The 19381-nt window shown below is 55.8% G+C and carries 16 protein-coding genes; 11 read left to right on the forward strand and 5 right to left on the reverse strand.

The features are described 5' to 3' along the window. Nucleotides 1-18 precede the first annotated feature (18 nt). The 7 genes from kdpB to potE all read left to right on the forward strand — a co-directional run bounded on the left by kdpB (nucleotide 19) and on the right by potE (nucleotide 10164). Nucleotides 19-2067 (forward strand): potassium-transporting ATPase subunit KdpB, encoded by a 2049-nt coding sequence (gene kdpB, locus SPH27_RS08485; protein WP_048981055.1) that lies wholly within the window; start codon nucleotides 19-21, stop codon nucleotides 2065-2067. Between the two features lie 12 nt (nucleotides 2068-2079). Beyond that, complete coding sequence (gene kdpC / locus SPH27_RS08490; protein ID WP_023310778.1) at nucleotides 2080-2655, forward strand: potassium-transporting ATPase subunit KdpC; 576 nt, start codon at nucleotides 2080-2082, stop codon at nucleotides 2653-2655. After that, complete coding sequence (gene kdpD / locus SPH27_RS08495; protein ID WP_047061355.1) at nucleotides 2656-5343, forward strand: two-component system sensor histidine kinase KdpD; 2688 nt, start codon at nucleotides 2656-2658, stop codon at nucleotides 5341-5343. It begins immediately after the preceding gene. Then, on the forward strand, nucleotides 5340-6017 hold the full coding sequence (kdpE, locus tag SPH27_RS08500) for a two-component system response regulator KdpE (RefSeq protein ID WP_008501074.1): 678 nt from the start codon (nucleotides 5340-5342) through the stop codon (nucleotides 6015-6017). The genes kdpD and kdpE overlap by 4 nt, the downstream gene beginning before the upstream one ends. A 279-nt stretch (nucleotides 6018-6296) precedes the next feature. Next, the gene (speFL, locus tag SPH27_RS08505; RefSeq protein WP_003858645.1) at nucleotides 6297-6401 is read left to right on the forward strand and encodes a leader peptide SpeFL; all 105 of its coding nucleotides are present in this window, start codon (nucleotides 6297-6299) and stop codon (nucleotides 6399-6401) included. A gap of 254 nt (nucleotides 6402-6655) precedes the next feature. Next, nucleotides 6656-8854 carry an ornithine decarboxylase SpeF gene (gene speF, locus SPH27_RS08510; RefSeq protein WP_182071388.1) on the forward strand — a complete coding sequence of 733 codons (2199 nt, stop codon included), beginning with the start codon at nucleotides 6656-6658 and terminating at the stop codon, nucleotides 8852-8854. Then, nucleotides 8851-10164 (forward strand): putrescine-ornithine antiporter, encoded by a 1314-nt coding sequence (gene potE, locus SPH27_RS08515; RefSeq protein WP_014831099.1) that lies wholly within the window; start codon nucleotides 8851-8853, stop codon nucleotides 10162-10164. Before speF ends, potE begins: the two co-directional genes overlap by 4 nt. A 104-nt stretch (nucleotides 10165-10268) precedes the next feature. On the opposite strand, the gene pgm is transcribed toward potE, so the two are convergent. Together pgm and seqA are read right to left on the reverse strand one after the other, a co-directional pair. After that, the gene (gene pgm / locus SPH27_RS08520) at nucleotides 10269-11909 is read right to left on the reverse strand and encodes a phosphoglucomutase (alpha-D-glucose-1,6-bisphosphate-dependent) (RefSeq protein ID WP_032649535.1); all 1641 of its coding nucleotides are present in this window, start codon (nucleotides 11907-11909) and stop codon (nucleotides 10269-10271) included. Between the two features lie 24 nt (nucleotides 11910-11933). Further along, on the reverse strand, nucleotides 11934-12482 hold the full coding sequence (gene seqA / locus SPH27_RS08525; RefSeq protein ID WP_008501070.1) for a replication initiation negative regulator SeqA: 549 nt from the start codon (nucleotides 12480-12482) through the stop codon (nucleotides 11934-11936). A 183-nt stretch (nucleotides 12483-12665) separates the two neighbouring features. Here seqA and ybfF point away from each other — a divergent pair, with 183 nt between their 5' ends. From ybfF to fur, 4 genes are all read left to right on the forward strand, one after another. Further along, nucleotides 12666-13439, forward strand: coding sequence for an esterase (gene ybfF, locus SPH27_RS08530; RefSeq protein ID WP_182071387.1), 774 nt, complete (start codon nucleotides 12666-12668; stop codon nucleotides 13437-13439). Nucleotides 13440-13567: 128 nt separating this feature from the next. Then, nucleotides 13568-13855 (forward strand): LexA regulated protein, encoded by a 288-nt coding sequence (gene ybfE / locus SPH27_RS08535; protein WP_182071386.1) that lies wholly within the window; start codon nucleotides 13568-13570, stop codon nucleotides 13853-13855. Nucleotides 13856-14010: 155 nt separating this feature from the next. Further along, nucleotides 14011-14541, forward strand: a complete 531-nt coding sequence (gene fldA / locus SPH27_RS08540) for a flavodoxin FldA (protein WP_008501067.1) — start codon at nucleotides 14011-14013, stop codon at nucleotides 14539-14541. Between the two features lie 290 nt (nucleotides 14542-14831). Continuing rightward, on the forward strand, nucleotides 14832-15278 hold the full coding sequence (gene fur, locus SPH27_RS08545; protein WP_014169146.1) for a ferric iron uptake transcriptional regulator: 447 nt from the start codon (nucleotides 14832-14834) through the stop codon (nucleotides 15276-15278). Between the two features lie 93 nt (nucleotides 15279-15371). On the opposite strand, the gene chiQ is transcribed toward fur, so the two are convergent. The 3 genes from chiQ to glnS form a co-directional block, all read right to left on the reverse strand. Beyond that, nucleotides 15372-15701 (reverse strand): ChiQ/YbfN family lipoprotein, encoded by a 330-nt coding sequence (gene chiQ, locus SPH27_RS08550; protein WP_047061876.1) that lies wholly within the window; start codon nucleotides 15699-15701, stop codon nucleotides 15372-15374. 47 nt (nucleotides 15702-15748) lie between these two features. Next, the gene (chiP, locus tag SPH27_RS08555; RefSeq protein WP_032661118.1) at nucleotides 15749-17146 is read right to left on the reverse strand and encodes a chitoporin ChiP; all 1398 of its coding nucleotides are present in this window, start codon (nucleotides 17144-17146) and stop codon (nucleotides 15749-15751) included. Nucleotides 17147-17592: 446 nt separating this feature from the next. Then, nucleotides 17593-19260 carry a glutamine--tRNA ligase gene (glnS, locus tag SPH27_RS08560; protein WP_029740147.1) on the reverse strand — a complete coding sequence of 556 codons (1668 nt, stop codon included), beginning with the start codon at nucleotides 19258-19260 and terminating at the stop codon, nucleotides 17593-17595. Nucleotides 19261-19381 lie beyond the last annotated feature (121 nt).

The following is a 19381-nucleotide window of genomic DNA, read 5'->3' on the forward strand; positions in this document are numbered from 1 at the left end:
TTTTGCGGAGAAATTGTCATGAGTCGTAAACAACTGGCCCTGTTCGAACCGTCATTAGTTCGCCAGGCGCTCATGGATGCGGTGAAAAAGCTGAGTCCGCGCGTGCAGTGGCACAACCCGGTGATGTTTATTGTCTGGGCGGGAAGCGTCCTGACCACCGCCCTGGCGATTGCCATGGGAACGGGCCACATGCCGGGAAATGCAACGTTTACCGGCGCCATCAGCCTGTGGCTGTGGTTTACCGTGCTGTTCGCCAACTTTGCGGAAGCGCTGGCGGAAGGCCGGAGTAAAGCCCAGGCCAACAGCCTGAAAGGGGTGAAGAAAACCGCCTTCGCGCGCAAGCTGCGTGAACCGAAATACGGCGCGCAGATGGACCACGTTCCGGCGGATGAACTGCGCAAAGGCGATGTGGTGCTGGTGGAAGCCGGTGACATTATCCCTTGCGACGGTGAAGTCATCGAAGGGGGCGCCTCGGTGGATGAAAGCGCCATTACCGGGGAGTCCGCGCCGGTTATCCGTGAGTCCGGCGGCGATTTCGCCTCCGTGACGGGCGGGACGCGCATTCTCTCCGACTGGCTGGTGATCCAGTGTAGCGTTAACCCGGGGGAAACCTTCCTCGACCGGATGATCGCCATGGTGGAAGGCGCCCAGCGCCGTAAAACACCGAACGAGATCGCCCTGACCATCCTGCTGGTGGCCCTGACCATCGTCTTCCTGCTGGCAACCGCGACCCTGTGGCCGTTCTCCGCCTATGGCGGCACCGCGGTCACCATCACGGTGCTGGTGGCGCTGCTGGTCTGCCTGATCCCCACCACCATTGGTGGCCTGCTGTCAGCCATCGGCGTAGCCGGCATGAGCCGTATGCTCGGTGCCAACGTCATCGCCACCAGCGGGCGTGCGGTTGAAGCCGCCGGTGACGTGGACGTCTTACTGCTGGATAAAACCGGGACCATTACCCTCGGTAACCGCCAGGCGTCAGATTTCCTGCCCGCCCCGGGCGTGGATGAAAAAACGCTGGCGGATGCCGCGCAGCTCTCTTCGCTTGCCGATGAAACCCCGGAAGGACGCAGTATCGTGATCCTCGCCAAGCAGCGCTTTAACCTGCGCCAGCGCGACGTTCAGAGCCTGCACGCCACTTTCGTGCCCTTCACGGCGCAAACCCGCATGAGCGGCATTAACATTCAGGATCGCATGATCCGTAAAGGCTCTGTTGACGCCATCCGTCGCCACATTGAGGCTAACAACGGCCACTTCCCACCGGAAGTGGACACCCTGGTCGAAAGCGTGGCCCGTCAGGGGGCGACGCCGCTGGTGGTGGCCGAAGGGGCACACGTGCTGGGGGTAATTGCCCTGAAGGATATCGTCAAAGGCGGCATCAAGGAGCGCTTTGCCCAGCTGCGTAAAATGGGGATCAAAACGGTGATGATCACCGGGGATAACCGTCTTACCGCCGCGGCGATTGCCGCCGAAGCGGGCGTGGATGATTTTCTTTCTGAAGCCACACCGGAAGCGAAACTGGCGCTGATTCGTCAGTATCAGGCGGAAGGCCGTCTGGTGGCGATGACGGGCGACGGCACCAACGACGCCCCTGCCCTGGCGCAGGCCGACGTGGCGGTGGCAATGAACTCCGGTACCCAGGCGGCAAAAGAGGCGGGCAACATGGTCGACCTCGACTCTAACCCGACCAAGCTGATTGAAGTGGTGCACATTGGCAAGCAGATGCTGATGACGCGCGGGTCGCTGACCACGTTCAGTATTGCCAACGACGTGGCGAAATATTTCGCCATCATTCCGGCGGCGTTTGCTGCGACCTACCCGCAATTAAACGCGTTGAACGTGATGCACCTGCACTCTCCGGCATCGGCCATTCTGAGCGCAGTGATCTTTAACGCCCTGATTATTGTCTTCCTGATCCCGCTGGCGCTAAAAGGCGTGAGTTATAAGCCGCTCACCGCCGCCGCCATGCTGCGCCGCAACCTGTGGATTTACGGCCTGGGCGGGCTGGTGGTGCCTTTCATCGGTATCAAGGTTATCGACCTGCTGTTGACGCTGTTCGGCCTGGTTTAAAAGGTGAATCAAATGACGATGTTACGCCCCGCTATACTTCTGTTTATTCTGCTGTCTCTCATTACCGGCGGGCTGTACCCGCTGGTGACCACCGCGCTGGGACAGTGGTGGTTTAAGGATCGGGCCAACGGCTCGCTGATTATGCAAAACGGTGAAAACCGCGGTTCGCGCCTGATTGGTCAGAACTTTACGGATGCCCGTTACTTCCAGGGACGCCCTTCCGCCACTGCCGAAAGCCCGTATAATCCGATGGCATCCGGCGGCAGTAACCTGGCGGGCAGCAACCCCGAGCTGGACAAAGCCGTTGCTGAGCGCGTGGCAGCCCTGCGCGCCGCTAATCCGCAGGCCAGCCGTGAGGTGCCCGTAGAGCTGGTGACCGCCTCGGCCAGCGGGCTGGACTACAGCCTGACGCCGGCAGCCGCGGCATGGCAAATCCCGCGCGTCGCCGCCGCCCGTCAGCTGACCGTCGAACAGGTTAGCCAGCTGGTTGCAGAGCACACGCAAAAGCCGCTGGTCAGCTTTATCGGCATGCCCGTGGTGAATATTGTTGAGCTGAATCTGGCGCTGGACGCGCTAAGGAAAAACTAAATGACCGACGAGCCCATGCGCCCGGATCCGGACAGGCTGCTTGAACAGACGGCCGAAGCCCATCGCGGCAAACTGAAAATTTTCTTTGGCGCCTGCGCAGGCGTCGGGAAAACCTTCGCCATGCTGACGGAAGCCCAGCGGCTTCGGGCGCAGGGGCTTGATATATTGATAGGCGTGGTAGAAACCCACGGACGCAAAGAGACCGCATCGCTGCTGAAGGGGCTGGCCACCCAGCCGCCCCGCCGCATCAGCCACCGCGGTCGGCTAGTCACCGAATTCGATCTCGATGCCGCCCTCGCCCGCCGTCCCGCCCTTATCCTGATGGACGAACTGGCGCACAGCAATGCGCCAGGCTCACGCCACCCAAAGCGCTGGCAGGATGTAGAAGAGCTGCTCGAAGCCGGCATCGATGTATTCACGACGGTTAACGTTCAGCATCTCGAAAGCCTGAACGACGTGGTCAGCGGCGTGACCGGCATTCAAGTGCGCGAGACGGTGCCCGACCCCTTCTTTGATTCCGCCGATGAAGTGGTGCTGGTTGACCTGCCCCCTGACGATTTGCGCCAGCGCCTGCACGAAGGCAAGGTTTATATTGCCGGCCAGGCCGAGCGCGCCATCGAACATTTCTTCCGTAAAGGTAACCTGATTGCCCTGCGCGAGCTGGCCCTGCGTCGTACTGCCGATCGCGTCGACGATCAGATGCGCGCCTGGCGCGACCTGCAGGGCCAGGAGCGCGTCTGGCATACGCGAGATGCCATCCTGCTGTGCGTAGGCCACGGCAGCGGCAATGAAAAGCTTGTCCGCACCGCCGCGCGCCTGGCGGCCAAATTTGGCAGCGTCTGGCATGCGGTGTATGTCGAAACGCCGCAGCTGCACGCGCTGCCCGAGAACCAGCGCCGCGCGATATTGAGTTCGCTTCGCCTGGCGCAGGAGCTGGGTGCCGAAACCGCCACCCTTTCCGACCCTCAGGAAGATAAAGCCATCCTGCGCTACGCCCGTGAGCACAATCTGGGGAAAATCGTGATTGGCCGTCGCCAGCATCGACGCTGGTTTAGCCGCGAATCGTTTGCCGACAAGCTGGCCCGCCGCGCACCGGATCTGGACCTGGTGATCGTGGCGCTGGATGATAAGCCCACGCCGTTACCCAGCCGCGCGCCGGACAGCCGTGCCTTCAGCGATAAATGGCGCATTCAGCTGCGCGGCTGTCTTGTCGCCGTCGTGCTCTGTGCCCTGATTACCGTGATTGCCAGCCAGTGGCTGATCGCGTTTGATGCCGCCAACCTGGTGATGATCTACCTGCTTGGCGTAGTGGTGGTGGCGCTCTTTTACGGGCGCTGGCCGTCGGTACTGGCGACGGTGATTAACGTCATCAGCTTCGATCTGTTCTTTATTGCCCCGCGCGGGACGCTCGCCGTGTCGGATGTTCAGTACATTCTCACCTTTGCGGTGATGCTCACCGTCGGGCTGGTGATCGGGAATCTGACGGCGGGCGTGCGCTACCAGGCGCGTATTGCCCGCTATCGCGAACAGCGCACGCGCCATCTCTATGAGATGTCGAAATCGCTGGCGGTGGGCCGCACGCCGCTGGATATCGTGCAGACCAGCGAGCAGTTCATTCGCTCGACGTTTCATGCCAGCAACCTGATTTTGCTCCCGGACGAACACGGCAAGCTGCGCCCGCTGACGTCGGCCTCAGGCATGACGCCCTGGGACGAAGCCATCGCGCGCTGGAGCTTTGATAAAGGGCTGCCTGCGGGCGCAGGGACCGACACCTTGCCCGGTGTGCCCTACCAAATTCTGCCGCTGCGCAGCGCCGATAAAAATCAGGGGCTGGTGATTGTTGAGCCCTCAAACCTGCGCCAGCTGATGATCCCCGAACAGCAGCGGCTGCTGGAGACCTTTACGCTGCTGGTTGCCAGCGCGCTGGAGCGGCTGGCCCTCACCGCCAGCGAAGAGCAGGCCCGGCTGGCGAGCGAGCGTGAAAGCATTCGTAACTCGCTGCTGGCGGCGCTCTCTCACGATCTGCGAACCCCGCTCACCGTCCTGTTTGGTCAGTCAGAAATCCTGACGCTGGACCTGGCGGCGGAAGGCTCTAAACACGCCCTTCAGGCCAGCGAGATCCGCCAGCATGTGCTGAATACCACGCGTCTGGTGAATAACCTGCTCGATATGGCGCGTATCCAGTCAGGCGGTTTTAACCTCAAAAAAGAGTGGCTCACGCTTGAAGAGGTGGTGGGCAGCGCCCTGAAAATGCTCGAACCCGGCCTGGGCGGGCGGCATATTGCGCTGAACATGCCCGAGCCCCTGACCTTAATTCACGTTGATGGTCCGCTGTTTGAACGGGTGCTGATCAACCTGCTGGAAAATGCCGGTAAATATGCGGGCGCCAGCGCGCGAATTGGCGTGGATGCGACGGTAGACGACGGCACGCTTCGCCTTGACGTCTGGGATACCGGACCCGGCATTCCCGCCGGGCAGGAGTTGGCTATTTTCGAAAAATTCGCGCGCGGCAATAAGGAGTCGGCCATTCCGGGCGTGGGGCTGGGGCTGGCGATTTGCCAGGCGATCATTGACGTCCATGGCGGGTCCATCTCCGCTGAGAATCGCCCCGAAGGCGGCGCGCGGTTTTGTGTTACACTTCCTCTGGAAACCCCGCCAGAACTAAATGAATTACCAGAGGATTTGTGATCAACGTTCTGATTGTTGAAGATGAGATCGCCATTAGCCGTTTTCTGCGCGCTGCGCTGGAAGGGGATGGTCTGCGCGTTCATGATGCGGGCACGCTTCAACGGGGTTTAATTGAAGCCGCCACCCGCAAGCCGGACCTGGTGATCCTCGATCTTGGTTTGCCGGACGGCGACGGCATCGATTTTATCCGGGAAGTGCGTCAGTGGAGCCAGATGCCGATCCTCGTGCTCTCCGCGCGTACTGAAGAGACGGATAAAATCGCGGCGCTGGATGCCGGGGCGGATGACTATCTGATTAAACCTTTTGGTATCGGCGAGTTACAGGCTCGCCTTCGCGTGGCGCTGCGTCGCCACAGCGCAACCACGCCAGCTGACCCAACCTACACGTTTGGGGATATCCGGGTTGACCTGGCCGCGCGGCGTATTGTGCGCGGTGAAGAAGAAATCCATCTGACGCCAATAGAATTTCGCCTGCTCGCCGTTCTGCTCAACAACCACGGCAAGGTACTCACCCAACGCCAGCTGTTAAGTCAGGTGTGGGGGCCCAACGCGGTGGAACATAGTCATTATTTACGCATATATATGGGACACCTTCGTCAGAAACTCGAAGTTGACCCCGCTCGCCCTCGCCATTTATTAACTGAAACCGGTATCGGTTATCGGTTTATGCTTTGAATAACTATTCATTTTATTTTTAAATAAAAACGAAATCCCTCAGACAATATTTCACAAATAACCCATAAATTATTTTTACGGGCTATTTTCGCTCATTTAAAACATTGACAACACAACCTGTTAACGCATCATCAACAAATCAGAATTTTGATCTGCGATATTCATCTAAAACGAATATTTATTTCTGATTTGATCGGTTAACGGTGATCTACCTCACGGTTAATCGCCTTTCCATGGATAAAATGACCATGCTTTCAATTACTGAAAGGAAAATGAAACATGGAAAACAACAATCGCTTAATGCCCCATATAAGGCGGACAACACATATCATGATGTTTGCCCACCGAAACTGCTTTGACTTTCATCTCTTTAATGCCCGGTAGTCCTTCGACTTCTGGCGCACTCGCTTACAGGTTATCCTGAAACACCTTATTTTACAGGCCATTGCCTGTGAACTCGTGCGCTCATTCATTTTAATTCAGACTCATCCGCACCGGGCGGACTGAATTTCAATCATCAAAAAAGCAATTCACTGATTTTAATCAGCGGCCACCCTTTGCTTTTTTTCCGGTAAATTATCGATTTCTTTCTTGCAAGAAATCGAGGGACGCTTATTACCTAAAATAAAGAGAGAAAGATGAAAAGTTTAAAAATCGCAGCCAGCCGTGCATGTCCGGATTGCTTTACTACCCAGCGTGAACTGGTAGATGTCCGCGCCTCTGATTATATTGATGTTGCCGCCATTGTTCTGGCGGTCACGGATATTGCCAGCGGTATCCTGGACGAAATAGAAGCCACCGGTTTTGGCATTCCTGTTTTTGTCGCGACCCACAAAGAAGAGTTCATCCCGGCAGACTATTTATCGCGCATTCACGGCGTATTTGAGTATTCAGACACCAGCAACGACTTTTATGGACGCCAGCTGGAAGCGGCCGCCCAGAAGTATGAAACCCAGCTGCGCCCGCCGTTTTTCCGCGCCCTTGTCGACTATGTGAAGCAGGGCAATAGCGCGTTTGACTGCCCGGGGCATCAGGGTGGTCAGTTCTTCCGCCGCCATCCAGCCGGTAATCAGTTTGTCGATTTCTTTGGTGAGATGCTTTTCCGCTCCGACCTGTGTAACGCCGACGTGGCGATGGGCGATCTGCTGATCCACGAAGGCGCACCGTGCATCGCCCAGCAGCATGCTGCAAAAGTCTTTAATGCTGATAAGACCTACTTCGTGCTGAATGGCACCTCGTCATCCAACAAAGTGGTGCTTAACGCCCTGCTCACCCCGGGCGACCTGGTACTGTTCGACCGTAACAACCACAAATCCAACCATCACGGTGCCCTCCTCCAGGCTGGCGCAACGCCGGTCTATCTGGAAACCGCGCGCAACCCGTACGGCTTTATTGGCGGCATTGACGCCCACTGCTTTGAAGAAAGTTATCTGCGCGAGCTGGTGGCAGAGGTGGCGCCAGGCCGTGCACGCGATGCGCGTCCGTTCCGTCTGGCGGTGATCCAGTTGGGTACCTACGATGGCACCATCTATAACGCCCGTCAGGTGGTGGATAAGATTGGGCACCTGTGTGATTACATCCTGTTTGACTCGGCCTGGGTGGGTTACGAGCAGTTTATTCCGATGATGGCCGACTGCTCTCCGCTGCTGCTGGAGCTGAACGAAAACGATCCGGGGATCCTGGTCACCCAGTCCGTGCATAAACAGCAGGCCGGCTTCTCGCAGACCTCGCAAATCCATAAGAAAGACAGCCACATCAAAGGGCAACAGCGCTATGTCCCGCATAAGCGCCTGAATAATGCCTTTATGATGCACGCCTCCACCAGCCCGTTTTATCCGCTGTTCGCTGCGCTGGACATCAACGCCCGTATGCACGAAGGCCAGAGCGGCCGCAACATGTGGATGGACTGCGTGGTGAACGGTATCGAAGCGCGCAAGCTGATCCTGGAGAACTGCCGGTATCTGCGCCCCTTCGTGCCGGAAACGGTGGATGGCCGTCCGTGGGAAAGCTGGGACACGGCGGAAATTGCGACCGATCTGCGCTTCTTCCACTTCGTACCGGGTGAAAACTGGCACGCTTTTGAAGGCTACGCTGAGCATCAGTATTTTATCGACCCGTGCAAGCTCCTGCTGACCACGCCGGGTATTAACGCCCGCACCGGGGAGTATGACGACTTCGGCGTGCCCGCCACTATCCTCGCCAACTTCCTGCGTGAAAACGGCATCGTGCCGGAAAAATGCGATCTCAACTCGATCCTGTTCCTGCTCACGCCTGCGGAAGATATGGGAAAACTGCAGCAGCTGGTGGCGCAGCTGGTGCGCTTCGAAAAACTGCTCGAGAGCGATGTTCCGCTGAAAGACGTCCTGCCATCTCTCTACAAACAGCATCCGGAACGTTACGCGGATTACACCCTGCGCCAGATCTGCCAGGAAATGCATGACCTGTACGCCCGCCACAACGTGAAACAGCTGCAGAAAGAGATGTTTCGCAAGTCTCACTTCCCGCGCGTGATGATGAACCCGCAGGACGCGAACTACGCCTATCTGCGCGGTGAGGTTGAACTGGTCTCTCTGCGCGATGCGGAAGGCCGCATCGCCGCCGAAGGCGCCCTTCCTTATCCACCGGGGGTACTGTGCGTGGTTCCAGGGGAAGTCTGGGGCGGTTCCGTGCTGCGCTACTTTGCCGCGCTGGAAGAAGGCATCAACCTGCTGCCGGGCTTCGCGCCGGAGCTGCAGGGTGTGTACGTCGAGGAGTGTGAGGGTCGCAAACAGGTTCGCTGTAACGTCATCAAACAACCCGCCGCTCAGCCCGCGCTGCTGAAAGGAGAGAAATTATGAGTAAGTCCAACAAGATGGGCGTGGTGCAGCTGACCATCCTCACCATGGTGAACATGATGGGCTCCGGGATTATCATGCTGCCCACCAAACTGGCAGAGGTGGGCACCATCTCTATCATCTCCTGGCTGGTGACGGCAGTCGGCTCAATGGCGCTGGCGTGGGCGTTTGCCAAGTGCGGAATGTTCAGCCGTAAGTCAGGCGGCATGGGCGGCTATGCCGAATACGCTTTTGGCAAGTCGGGCAACTTTATGGCCAACTATACCTACGGGGTGTCGCTGCTGATCGCCAACGTGGCGATTGCCATCTCCGCCGTGGGTTACGGTACGGAGCTGTTTGGCGCGACGCTCAGCCCGGTGCAAATTGGGCTGGCGACCATCGGCGTGCTGTGGATCTGTACCGTGGCTAACTTTGGCGGCGCGCGTATCACCGGACAGCTCTCCAGCATCACCGTCTGGGGCGTGATTATCCCGGTTGTCGGCCTGTGCATCATCGGCTGGTTCTGGTTCAGCCCGACACTCTACGCCAACTCCTGGAACCCGCACCACGTGCCGTTCTTTACCGCGGTCGGCTCTTCTATCGCCATGACGCTCTGGGCCTTCCTGGGTCTGGAATCCGCCTGTGCGAACGCGGAAGTGGTAGAGAATCCGGAAAAGAACGTGCCGATTGCGGTCCTCGGCGGCACGCTGGGCGCGGCGGTGATCTATATCGTCTCGACTAACGTGATTGCGGGTATTGTGCCAAACATGGATCTGGCAAACTCTACGGCGCCGTTTGGGCTGGCCTTCGCGCAGATGTTCACGCCTGAGGTCGGGAAAGTGATCATGGGGCTGATGGTGATGTCCTGCTGCGGTTCACTCCTCGGCTGGCAGTTCACCATCGCACAGGTGTTTAAATCCTCGGCTGATGAAGGTTACTTCCCAAAAATCTTCTCCCGCGTGACCAAAGCGGATGCGCCGGTGCAGGGCATGCTGGCGATTGTTATCTTCCAGAGCGGATTGTCGCTGATGACCATTAGCCCGTCGCTGAACAGCCAGTTCAACGTGCTGGTCAACCTGGCGGTGGTGACGAACATCATTCCGTATATTCTGTCGATGGCAGCGCTGGTGATCATTCAGAAGGTAGCGAAGGTGGATCCACGCAAAGCGCGTGCGGCCAATATCGTGGCGCTGATCGGTGCAATCTACAGCTTCTATGCGCTCTACTCATCCGGCCAGGAAGCGATGCTGTATGGAGCGATGGTGACCTTTATGGGCTGGACGCTGTACGGTCTGGTGTCACCAAGGTTTGAATTGAAGAACAAACATAGTTAGGTAAAAGCAAAACGGCAACCCAAGGGTTGCCGTTTTTAGTGTTTTCTCCCTCTCCCTGTGGGAGAGGGCCGGGGTGAGGGCATCAGCCCGCCCCCGAACATCACTTACGCGTTTTTCAGCACTTCGCTGACAATCTCTACCGCTTCTTTCTCAATCTGCTGACGGTGCTCAGCGCCGAGGAAGCTTTCGCAATAGATTTTATACGCATCTTCCGTACCGGACGGACGCGCGGCGAACCAGCCGTTCTCAGTCATCACTTTCAGACCACCAATGGATGCGCCGTTGCCCGGTGCAGCCGTCAGACGCGCGGTGATCGGATCGCCCGCCAGGGTGCTTGCGCTGACCATCTCCGGAGAGAGTTTGGACAGGGCCGCTTTCTGGGCTGACGTCGCGCTAGCCTGAATACGGTTATAGCTTGGTGCACCAAAGCGTGCCGCCAGGTCGTTGTAGTGTTCCTGCGGGTTCTTACCGGTGACTGCAGTGATCTCCGCCGCCAGCAGGCACATGATGATGCCGTCTTTATCGGTTGACCATGGCGTGCCGTCGAAACGCAGGAAAGATGCGCCCGCGCTCTCTTCACCGCCGAAGCCGAAGCTGCCGTCGTGCAGACCGTCAACGAACCATTTGAAGCCGACCGGCACTTCCACCAGCTTGCGGCCCAGCGCCTCGACCACGCGGTCGATCATCGCGGAGGAAACCAGCGTTTTACCGACGGCCACCTCTTTGCCCCACTGCGGGCGGTGCTGGAACAGATAGTTAATTGCAACAGCCAGATAGTGGTTCGGGTTCATCAGCCCGGCAGGCGTGACGATACCGTGACGGTCATAATCCGGATCGTTAGCAAACGCCAGATCGAATTTATCACGCAGCGCCAGCAGGCCCGCCATCGCGCACTCGGAGGAGCAGTCCATACGGATCGCGCCGTCTTTATCCAGGTGCATAAAGCGGAAGGTCTGATCGACGTGATCGTTCACGATGGTCAGATCCAGCTTGTAGTGCTCGGCGATACGTTTCCAGTATTCGATACCGGAGCCGCCCAGCGGATCCACGCCCAGCTTCAGGCCGGCTTTCTGGATGGCCGCCATATCGACGATATCCGCCAGCCCTTCCACGAACGGCTGAACCAGATCCTGCTCTTTCACGTGACCGGACGCCATGGCAGCATCCAGAGAAATACGCTTCACGCCTTTCAGACCGTCAGCCAGCAGCGCGTTCGCACGATCTTCCACCACTTTGGTGACGTTAGTGTCGGCCGGGCCACCGTTAGGCGGGTTGTATTTGATACCACCGTCTTCCGGCGGGTTGTGGGATGGCGTGATAACGATACCGTCCGCCAGCGCGCCACCTTTTTTGTTGTGCACCAGGATGGCGTTAGAGACCGCAGGCGTTGGGGTGAAGCCATTGTTCTCCTGAACAATCACATCAACGCCGTTTGCCGCCAGCACTTCCACAACAGAGATGAACGCCGGTTCAGACAGGGCATGGGTATCTTTCCCCACGTAGCACGGACCGGTAACGCCGTTTTTAGCGCGCTCTTCCGCAATGGCCTGAGCAATGGCCAGAATGTGCGGTTCGTTAAAGCTGTGGCGCGCCGCGCTGCCGCGGTGACCAGATGTACCAAACTTCACTGCGTGTTCTGCGTTGCCCACGACCGGTTTCAGCACGTAATACTGCGCGGTCAGCTGAGCGACGTTAATCAAATCGCTTTGTTGTGCAGGTTGGCCTGCACGGCTGTGATTTGCCATTACCGGGTCCTTCTGATGCAAGGGTTAAATTGTACCGCAAACCTTTTCAATCAATTCCGCCGGGAACTGCATGGACTGCATGATGTGTTCAATCATGCTGCACTTGCGGCCCGTATTGGTATTGGTGATCACCCAGTACGGGGTGCCAGGAACATGTTTGGGTTTGGTTTGATTGCCATTTTGCAGCAGCGTTTGCTCGTCGCCCGCGAAATAGACGCGAGTACGGCCGTGAAGCGACTCGGTCGCTTCAGCAAACGCTTTGTTATCCAGTGAGTAAAGTGTAGACAGCACCAGCATAAAGCGGTTAACCGCCTTTTTCTGCTCCGCGTATTCATCGGAGAGCAGCAGCTCGCGCATCGCGCGCACTTTATCTTTTGCCGGCGTCACGGCAGGTTTTGCTTGTGCAACAACGCTCGGCTGAGACACGACATCTTTGGTGACTGGGGTAGCAGGCTGTGAAGCGGCGGAAATTTTAAGCATGCGCCGTAAAATGTCGGACGCGCTCTCCCCGATATGCCGCGTCTGGCTGGCAATATACTGATAGAGTTCGTCATCAACTTCGATTGTTTTCATCTTAATCCAGTGCGATATCTTATCTGAATACAAGTCATTGGGATTATAAGGTCAAATCCCAACAGCGGATAGCGTCAAACCAGGTTGGCAGCAAAAGTCAGATTAAACTGGAACCTTGCAGCCGGGCGGCAGAATGGTCAACATGATACCCTAACCTGACATACGTAAAAAAAGAACTTTGCCATGAAATTGAATACCCGAGCGCAAACTGCACAATCGCCGAACAATAATTCTCCCATCGTACTGGTTCACGGGCTTTTTGGCAGTCTGGATAACCTGGGCGTGCTGGCGCGCGATCTGGTTACCGACCACGATATTTTACAGGTCGATATGCGCAATCATGGTCTTTCCGGGCGTTCCGACGAGATGACCTACGCGGCGATGGCACAGGATCTGCTGGATACGCTGGATGCTAACGATCTGCAAAAGGTGACCCTCATCGGGCATTCAATGGGTGGCAAAGCGGTGATGGCCCTGACGGCACTGGCCCCGGACCGTATTAGCGGCCTGGTGGTGATTGACGTCGCGCCCGTGGATTATGACGTCCGCCGTCACGACGAGATTTTTGCCGCCATTAATGCGGTCACAGAAGCGGGTGTCGCTACGCGCCAACAGGCGGCTGCCGTCATGCGTGAGCATCTTGATGAAGAAGGCGTCGTGCAGTTCCTGCTGAAGTCGTTTGTTGACGGGCAATGGCGTTTTAACGTGCCGGTGCTCTGGGATCAATACAATAACATCGTGGGCTGGGAAACCGTCCCCGCCTGGCCACACCCTACTCTCTTTATTCGCGGCGGAAACTCACCTTACGTTACCGACGCGTACCGCGACACGCTGCTGGCCCAATTCCCGCAGGCTCGCGCCCACGTGATTGCCGGGGCCGGGCACTGGGTGCATGCGGAAAAACCGGATGCTGTGCTGCGCGCCATTCGCCGCTATCTTGCTGATACTGCAATTTGATTAAAAAGAAAGCGACTGGAAGGCTGCGGGCTTCCAGTCGTTGGCGTGCCGTTTTTGGTGATGTATGATGGCGCGCTTATCGCCCGGGCATTAGCAGGGCGGCGTGTTTCCCCCGAAGTCTCAGAATCATGGCCAAAGAACAAACGGACCGTACGACACTAGATCTGTTCGCGAATGAGCGTCGCCCGGGACGACCCAAGACGAATCCGCTTTCGCGCGATGAACAGCTGCGTATCAATAAACGCAACCAGCTTAAACGCGATAAAAATCGTGGGCTTAAGCGTGTCGAACTGAAGCTTAACGCCGACGCCGTCGACGCGCTGAACGAGCTGGCTGACGTGCGAAATATCAGCCGCAGCGAGCTCATTGAAGAGATGTTGCTCGTCCAGCTTGAGACGTTACGCAGCCAGGCATAAGTCTGAAAATCCCCTTTCTCACCCTTTTCATGTAGCACAGAGTGCAGTCCTGCGCGATAGCTGTTTCCGCAGGGTTGCCAGTTCTGCTATTATTGCCCTTATCCGTGGCCGAATTGCGCCACCATACTATTAAGTTTCAAGAGGTTATTTTACTCATGGCAATCATCGGCATTTTCTTTGGCAGTGATACCGGCAATACCGAAAATATCGCAAAAAACATTCAAAAACAGCTCGGTAAAGATGTTGCTGATGTGCATGACATCGCCAAGAGCAGCAAAGAAGATCTGGAAGGCTATGACATTCTGCTGCTGGGTATCCCAACCTGGTACTACGGTGAAGCCCAGTGCGACTGGGATGATTTCTTCCCGACGCTGGAAGAAGTGGACTTCAACGGTAAGCTGGTCGCCCTGTTTGGCTGTGGCGATCAGGAAGACTACGCCGAATACTTCTGTGACGCGCTGGGCACCATCCGCGATATCATTGAGCCGAACGGCGCGGTTATCGTAGGCCACTGGCCGACCGCCGGTTACCACTTCGAAGCGTCTAAAGGCCTGGCCGATGACGATCATTTCGTAGGCCTGGCCATCGACGAAGATCGTCAGCCAGAACTGACCGCAGAGCGCGTTGAGAAATGGGTGAAGCAGATCCGTGAGGAACTGCACCTGGATGATATTCTGAACGCCTGATTTTATCGCGGCGCAACTGCGGTTGCGCCCATGCTCCAGGTCAAACCGATTAAATTAATCGCTACAATCTTTTAACTTTTTCGCCCAGACCTGTACAATGTCTCCCTGATAAAACGTGGTTTTCCATTGAGCAAGTTTGTTGGTGATACCACGTTTTTATAAGCATATTTTGCCTGAGACTTGCAGTTTTCATTTAGCCATGGCAGTTCTATAATGAGACGCATTATCCCGGGTGCATTTTCTGTCACTTCCTACAGAAGTGAATCGTTTAGCAACAGGACAGATTCCGCATGACTGACAACAATACCGCATTAAAGAAGGCTGGCCTGAAAGTTACGCTTCCTCGGTTAAAAATCCTTGAAGTGCTTCAGGGTCCAGACAATCACCATGTCAGTGCGGAAGACCTTTATAAACGTCTTATCGACATGGGTGAAGAGATTGGGCTGGCTACCGTCTATCGCGTGCTGAACCAGTTTGATGACGCGGGCATTGTTACCCGTCATAATTTCGAAGGCGGTAAATCTGTTTTCGAACTGACCCAGCAGCAGCACCACGATCACCTGATCTGCCTCGATTGCGGCAAGGTCATTGAATTTAGCGATGATTCCATCGAAGCGCGCCAGCGTGAAATCGCGGCGCGTCATGGCATCCGCCTGACGAACCACAGCCTGTACCTTTACGGTCACTGCGCTGAAGGCGATTGCCGCGAAGACGATCACGCGCACGACGCGAAATAATAAGACTCATACTCTGAGCCAGCCGCAAGGTTGGCTTTTTTTTGCCAAAAAAAAGCCCGGTGGCGCAGAGCCACCGGGCATGATAACAGCGAATTAGTTACTGTTATTGCTACGTATTTCTTTCCAAATCTGGTCGCAACGCTTCGCCACTTCCTGATCGTTACCGGTTTTACGCGCCTGGATACAGGCCTGATAATCCATCACGCGGACGTTTTCCTGCGTCGCGAACTGCTCATGCGCTTTCTCTTTCTTCAGCACGTTCAGCACGCTCTGACAGGCTTGAATTTTCTCCGGCGATCCTTCCGCAGTATTTATGCAGGCGCTATACGCCTCCTTCAGACGGGAGTCCTCTTTCGGCGCCTGATTCTGAGCACACGCCACCAGCCCTGATGCCAGCAACGCGACGATTACGATTTTTTTCATCATGTGCAGTCTCCATACCGGCGGGACTCAGCCCGCCGGTGCGTTCATCAGAAGATGGTGAATGGGGCAATAACCATGAATTTCACATCACGCTCATCCTGGAAGATGTTGCCGTAACCGCCCGCATAGCTCGGGATATCGGAGTGGTTGTCATACTGGGTGAAGTGCAGTTTGAACATCGTGCCTTTCGCACGGCCATCCTGCAGGGTATAGATAGCATCGAGGCTGTAGGAAGACTCTTTCAGGCGATAGTTGGGATCGTAGTATGCGTCCGGCGTGGCCATATCGGCAGGTTTTGCGTCCCAGGCGTAAGCGTAAGAAGCGCCCACCGCCCAGCCAGGCAGGTTCCAGTTTTTCAGGTCATACATTGCGCCGAAGAAGACCGCTTTCTCGCCGTCGGCGTTGAAGTCTGAGCGGTTATCCCACCAGATATCAAGACGACCGTTGGAGGAGGCGTAGGTCGGGGTCATGCGCTGCAGGAAGTAGCCCTGCTGCCCTTCCGCCTTCACCCATGTGCCTTCCAGACGCAAATCAACCTGACCAACCTTGTAGCCGAAGGTTAACGCCTGCAGCCACGCGGTGCCGTCATAAATGTCGTTAACGCCACCGTTGCTGACCTTGTCGCGCGTACCGTAGAACTGGTAGCTGGTGCTCAGCGGGCTACCCGCGACATCGAATTTATAGCTGGCCTTGGCAAAATACTGATCGATATAGCCCTGTGCCTGACCGAATGCCGCTTCAAGCACCAGATCGTTTTTGAAGTCGTACTTCGCGCCCAGCGAGTGCAGGTAATCAACTTTGGTTTTTTTATCGTTCTGGTAGAACTTGTCCATTTCGATGTGCCACGGTGCTTTGTACTCGTTGGTCCACATATAGGAGAAGCTCAACGCACCCGCATCACCGTAGTCAAAGTTCGCCCCGGCTTCGGCACCCTGATAGGTACCCGGCATAAAGCTCCAGTGCGGTGCTAACAGAGTCTGGCCAGTTGGCTGAATATAACCACCACGCGCCCAAACCGGACCGTATTTAAATTTTGCAGCGGCTTTGTAAAGGCTGATACCGCTCTTATCCCCGGACCAGTCTTCTTTATAGGCTTTGTTGCTGGAGGAGAAGGCAATTTCGTTCGGGTGGGCGCTGTCGCCGTTTTCCGCCATTTCAATCGCGGTAAACGCAGCAATATCCAGACCGAACATGTCCGCGGCATAGCCTGACTGGAAGTCCAGGTTGGCGTTCCAGGTGGAGTGAGAAAGGTTGGTTTTGTATTTGTCTTCGGTGACGTCTTTACGGTCACGTTCACGCTGCCAGTAATAAATACCGCCCGTGAGGGTAGAATCATCGATAAAGCCCGCCGCTTTCGCCTCTGGTGTCACCACCAGGCCCGACATTGCTGTCACACCGGCAATAGCCAGCGCCAGCGCACTACGTTTGCCACTGAACGTACGCATAGATTATTCCTCTTTGACGAATTAAAACGCCTGAAGCGGCGTAAATAAAAAAGACCAAATGGTCAGGGGTAGCTTTAAATACCCTCGAATTAACTACCGTCTTTAGGTTATTTTTCGCGACGCGAATTATCAATGCTTTTTAGCGGACAAAAGTCAGGATTATGACGAAGTGCACATAATTGGTAGCGCTTTGTAACATTTGTGAGGAGGCGAGGAATGGCGGGGAATTATCAAGTATTTCAGTAGCTAGATGTGAGAATTCTTTCCTTTTTTATAACCTTTTTAATTTCCGCAATGATACAAACTTTTTTTTGAAAAATAAGTAGCACCTCATTGACCTGATATTTTTATGACGCCTTTTTAGGCCCTGGCTTAATACCCTGATCGTAAAATAAAAAAACGCCGCATAGTGCGGCGCTTGTCTCTCATTGACCAGACCAGCAATATTATTCGCCGATCTTCGTCCAGGTATCACGCAGACCTACGGTACGGTTGAATACCGGTTTTTCCGCCGTGCTGTAACGGCTGTCCAGGCAGAAGTAACCTTCACGTTCGAACTGGAACGCTTTGCCCGCTTCAGCGGCTTTCAGAGAAGGCTCCGCATAACCCTGCTTGATCACCAGAGATTCCGGGTTGATGGTCGCCAGGAAGTCTTCCGCTGCACCTGGGTTAGGCACGCTGAACAGACGATCGTACAGACGAATTTCTACCGGCAGCGCGTGGGAAGCGCTCACCCAGTGAATAACGCCTTTCACCTTGCGGCCATCCGCCGGATCTTTGCTCAGCGTTTCAGCGTCATAAGAACAGAAGATGGTGGTGATATTCCCTTCAGCATCTTTCTCTACGCGCTCGGCTTTGATGACGTAGGCATTACGCAGACGCACTTCTTTACCCAGCACCAGACGCTTGTACTGCTTGTTGGCTTCTTCACGGAAGTCAGCGCGGTCAATCCAGATGTCACCGCTGAACGGTACGTCACGGCTACCCATTTCCGGTTTGTTCGGATGGTTAGGCATGGAGACCAGCTCGCTTTCACCCTGCGGATAGTTTTCGATAACCAGTTTCACCGGGTCGATAACGGCCATCGCGCGCGGGGCGTTTTCGTTAAGATCTTCGCGAATGCAGGATTCAAGGGAGGCCATCTCGATGGTGTTGTCCTGCTTGGTCACGCCGATGCGTTTGCAGAACTCACGAATAGAGGCTGCAGTGTAACCACGACGACGCAGACCAGAGATGGTTGGCATACGTGGGTCATCCCAGCCCTCAACGTGCTTGTCGGTCACCAGCAGGTTCAGCTTACGCTTGGACATCACGGTGTATTCCAGATTCAGACGAGAGAACTCGTACTGGCGTGGATGCACAGGAATGGTGATGTTATCCAGCACCCAGTCGTACAGACGACGGTTGTCCTGGAACTCCAGCGTACACAGGGAGTGCGTAATGCCTTCCAGCGCATCGCTGATGCAGTGCGTAAAGTCGTACATCGGGTAGATGCACCACTTGTTGCCGGTCTGATGGTGTTCCGCAAACTTAATGCGGTACAGCACCGGATCGCGCATCACGATGAACGGAGACGCCATGTCGATTTTGGCACGCAGGCACGCTTTGCCTTCTTCGAAGCCACCGGCACGCATTTTTTCAAACAGCGCAAGGTTCTCTTCCACGCTGCGATCGCGGAACGGGCTGTTTTTGCCCGGCGCGGTCAGCGTACCGCGATATTCACGGATTTCATCAGCAGACAGTTCGTCAACATACGCCAGACCCTTGTTGATCAGTTCAACCGCGTAGGCGTACAGCTGATCAAAATAGTCAGAGGAGTAGCAGATATCGCCAGACCAGTTGAAGCCCAGCCATTGCACGTCATTCTTGATGGACTCAACGTATTCGATGTCTTCTTTTACTGGGTTGGTGTCATCGAAACGCAGGTTGCACTGTCCCTGGTAGTCTTGCGCAATGCCAAAGTTCAGGCAGATGGACTTCGCATGCCCGATATGCAGGTAGCCGTTCGGCTCCGGCGGGAAACGGGTATGAACTGTGGTGTGCTTACCACTGGCCAGATCTTCATCGATGATCTGACGAATAAAGTTACTCGGGCGGGCTTCTGCCTCACTCATCGTGGATTCCTCAAAGCGTAAACAACGTATAACGGTATATGATCTTATAAGCCGGACGTAGTGACAACCCTTAAAACGTCTCTGAAGAAAATAATGGGGGCTTTTGCTGCAAAAAAAAGCG

The organism is Enterobacter sp. A103 (genome assembly GCF_034427535.1).
In the GTDB taxonomy this organism is placed as follows: Bacteria; Pseudomonadota; Gammaproteobacteria; order Enterobacterales; family Enterobacteriaceae; genus Enterobacter; species Enterobacter asburiae_B.

Bases quoted from the DNA above. Each gene is read 5' to 3' on its own strand.
- potE (WP_014831099.1), top strand. From the start codon at position 8,851: ATGAGTAAGTCCAACAAGATGGGCGTGGTGCAGCTGACCATCCTCACC.
- seqA (WP_008501070.1), bottom strand. From the start codon at position 12,482: ATGAAAACAATCGAAGTTGATGACGAACTCTATCAGTATATTGCCAGC.
- fur (WP_014169146.1), top strand. From the start codon at position 14,832: ATGACTGACAACAATACCGCATTAAAGAAGGCTGGCCTGAAAGTTACG.
- ybfF (WP_182071387.1), top strand. From the start codon at position 12,666: ATGAAATTGAATACCCGAGCGCAAACTGCACAATCGCCGAACAATAAT.
- kdpB (WP_048981055.1), top strand. From the start codon at position 19: ATGAGTCGTAAACAACTGGCCCTGTTCGAACCGTCATTAGTTCGCCAG.
- pgm (WP_032649535.1), bottom strand. From the start codon at position 11,909: ATGGCAAATCACAGCCGTGCAGGCCAACCTGCACAACAAAGCGATTTG.
- kdpD (WP_047061355.1), top strand. From the start codon at position 2,656: ATGACCGACGAGCCCATGCGCCCGGATCCGGACAGGCTGCTTGAACAG.
- glnS (WP_029740147.1), bottom strand. From the start codon at position 19,260: ATGAGTGAGGCAGAAGCCCGCCCGAGTAACTTTATTCGTCAGATCATC.
- chiP (WP_032661118.1), bottom strand. From the start codon at position 17,146: ATGCGTACGTTCAGTGGCAAACGTAGTGCGCTGGCGCTGGCTATTGCC.
- chiQ (WP_047061876.1), bottom strand. From the start codon at position 15,701: ATGAAAAAAATCGTAATCGTCGCGTTGCTGGCATCAGGGCTGGTGGCG.
- ybfE (WP_182071386.1), top strand. From the start codon at position 13,568: ATGGCCAAAGAACAAACGGACCGTACGACACTAGATCTGTTCGCGAAT.
- fldA (WP_008501067.1), top strand. From the start codon at position 14,011: ATGGCAATCATCGGCATTTTCTTTGGCAGTGATACCGGCAATACCGAA.
- speFL (WP_003858645.1), top strand. From the start codon at position 6,297: ATGGAAAACAACAATCGCTTAATGCCCCATATAAGGCGGACAACACAT.
- speF (WP_182071388.1), top strand. From the start codon at position 6,656: ATGAAAAGTTTAAAAATCGCAGCCAGCCGTGCATGTCCGGATTGCTTT.
- kdpC (WP_023310778.1), top strand. From the start codon at position 2,080: ATGACGATGTTACGCCCCGCTATACTTCTGTTTATTCTGCTGTCTCTC.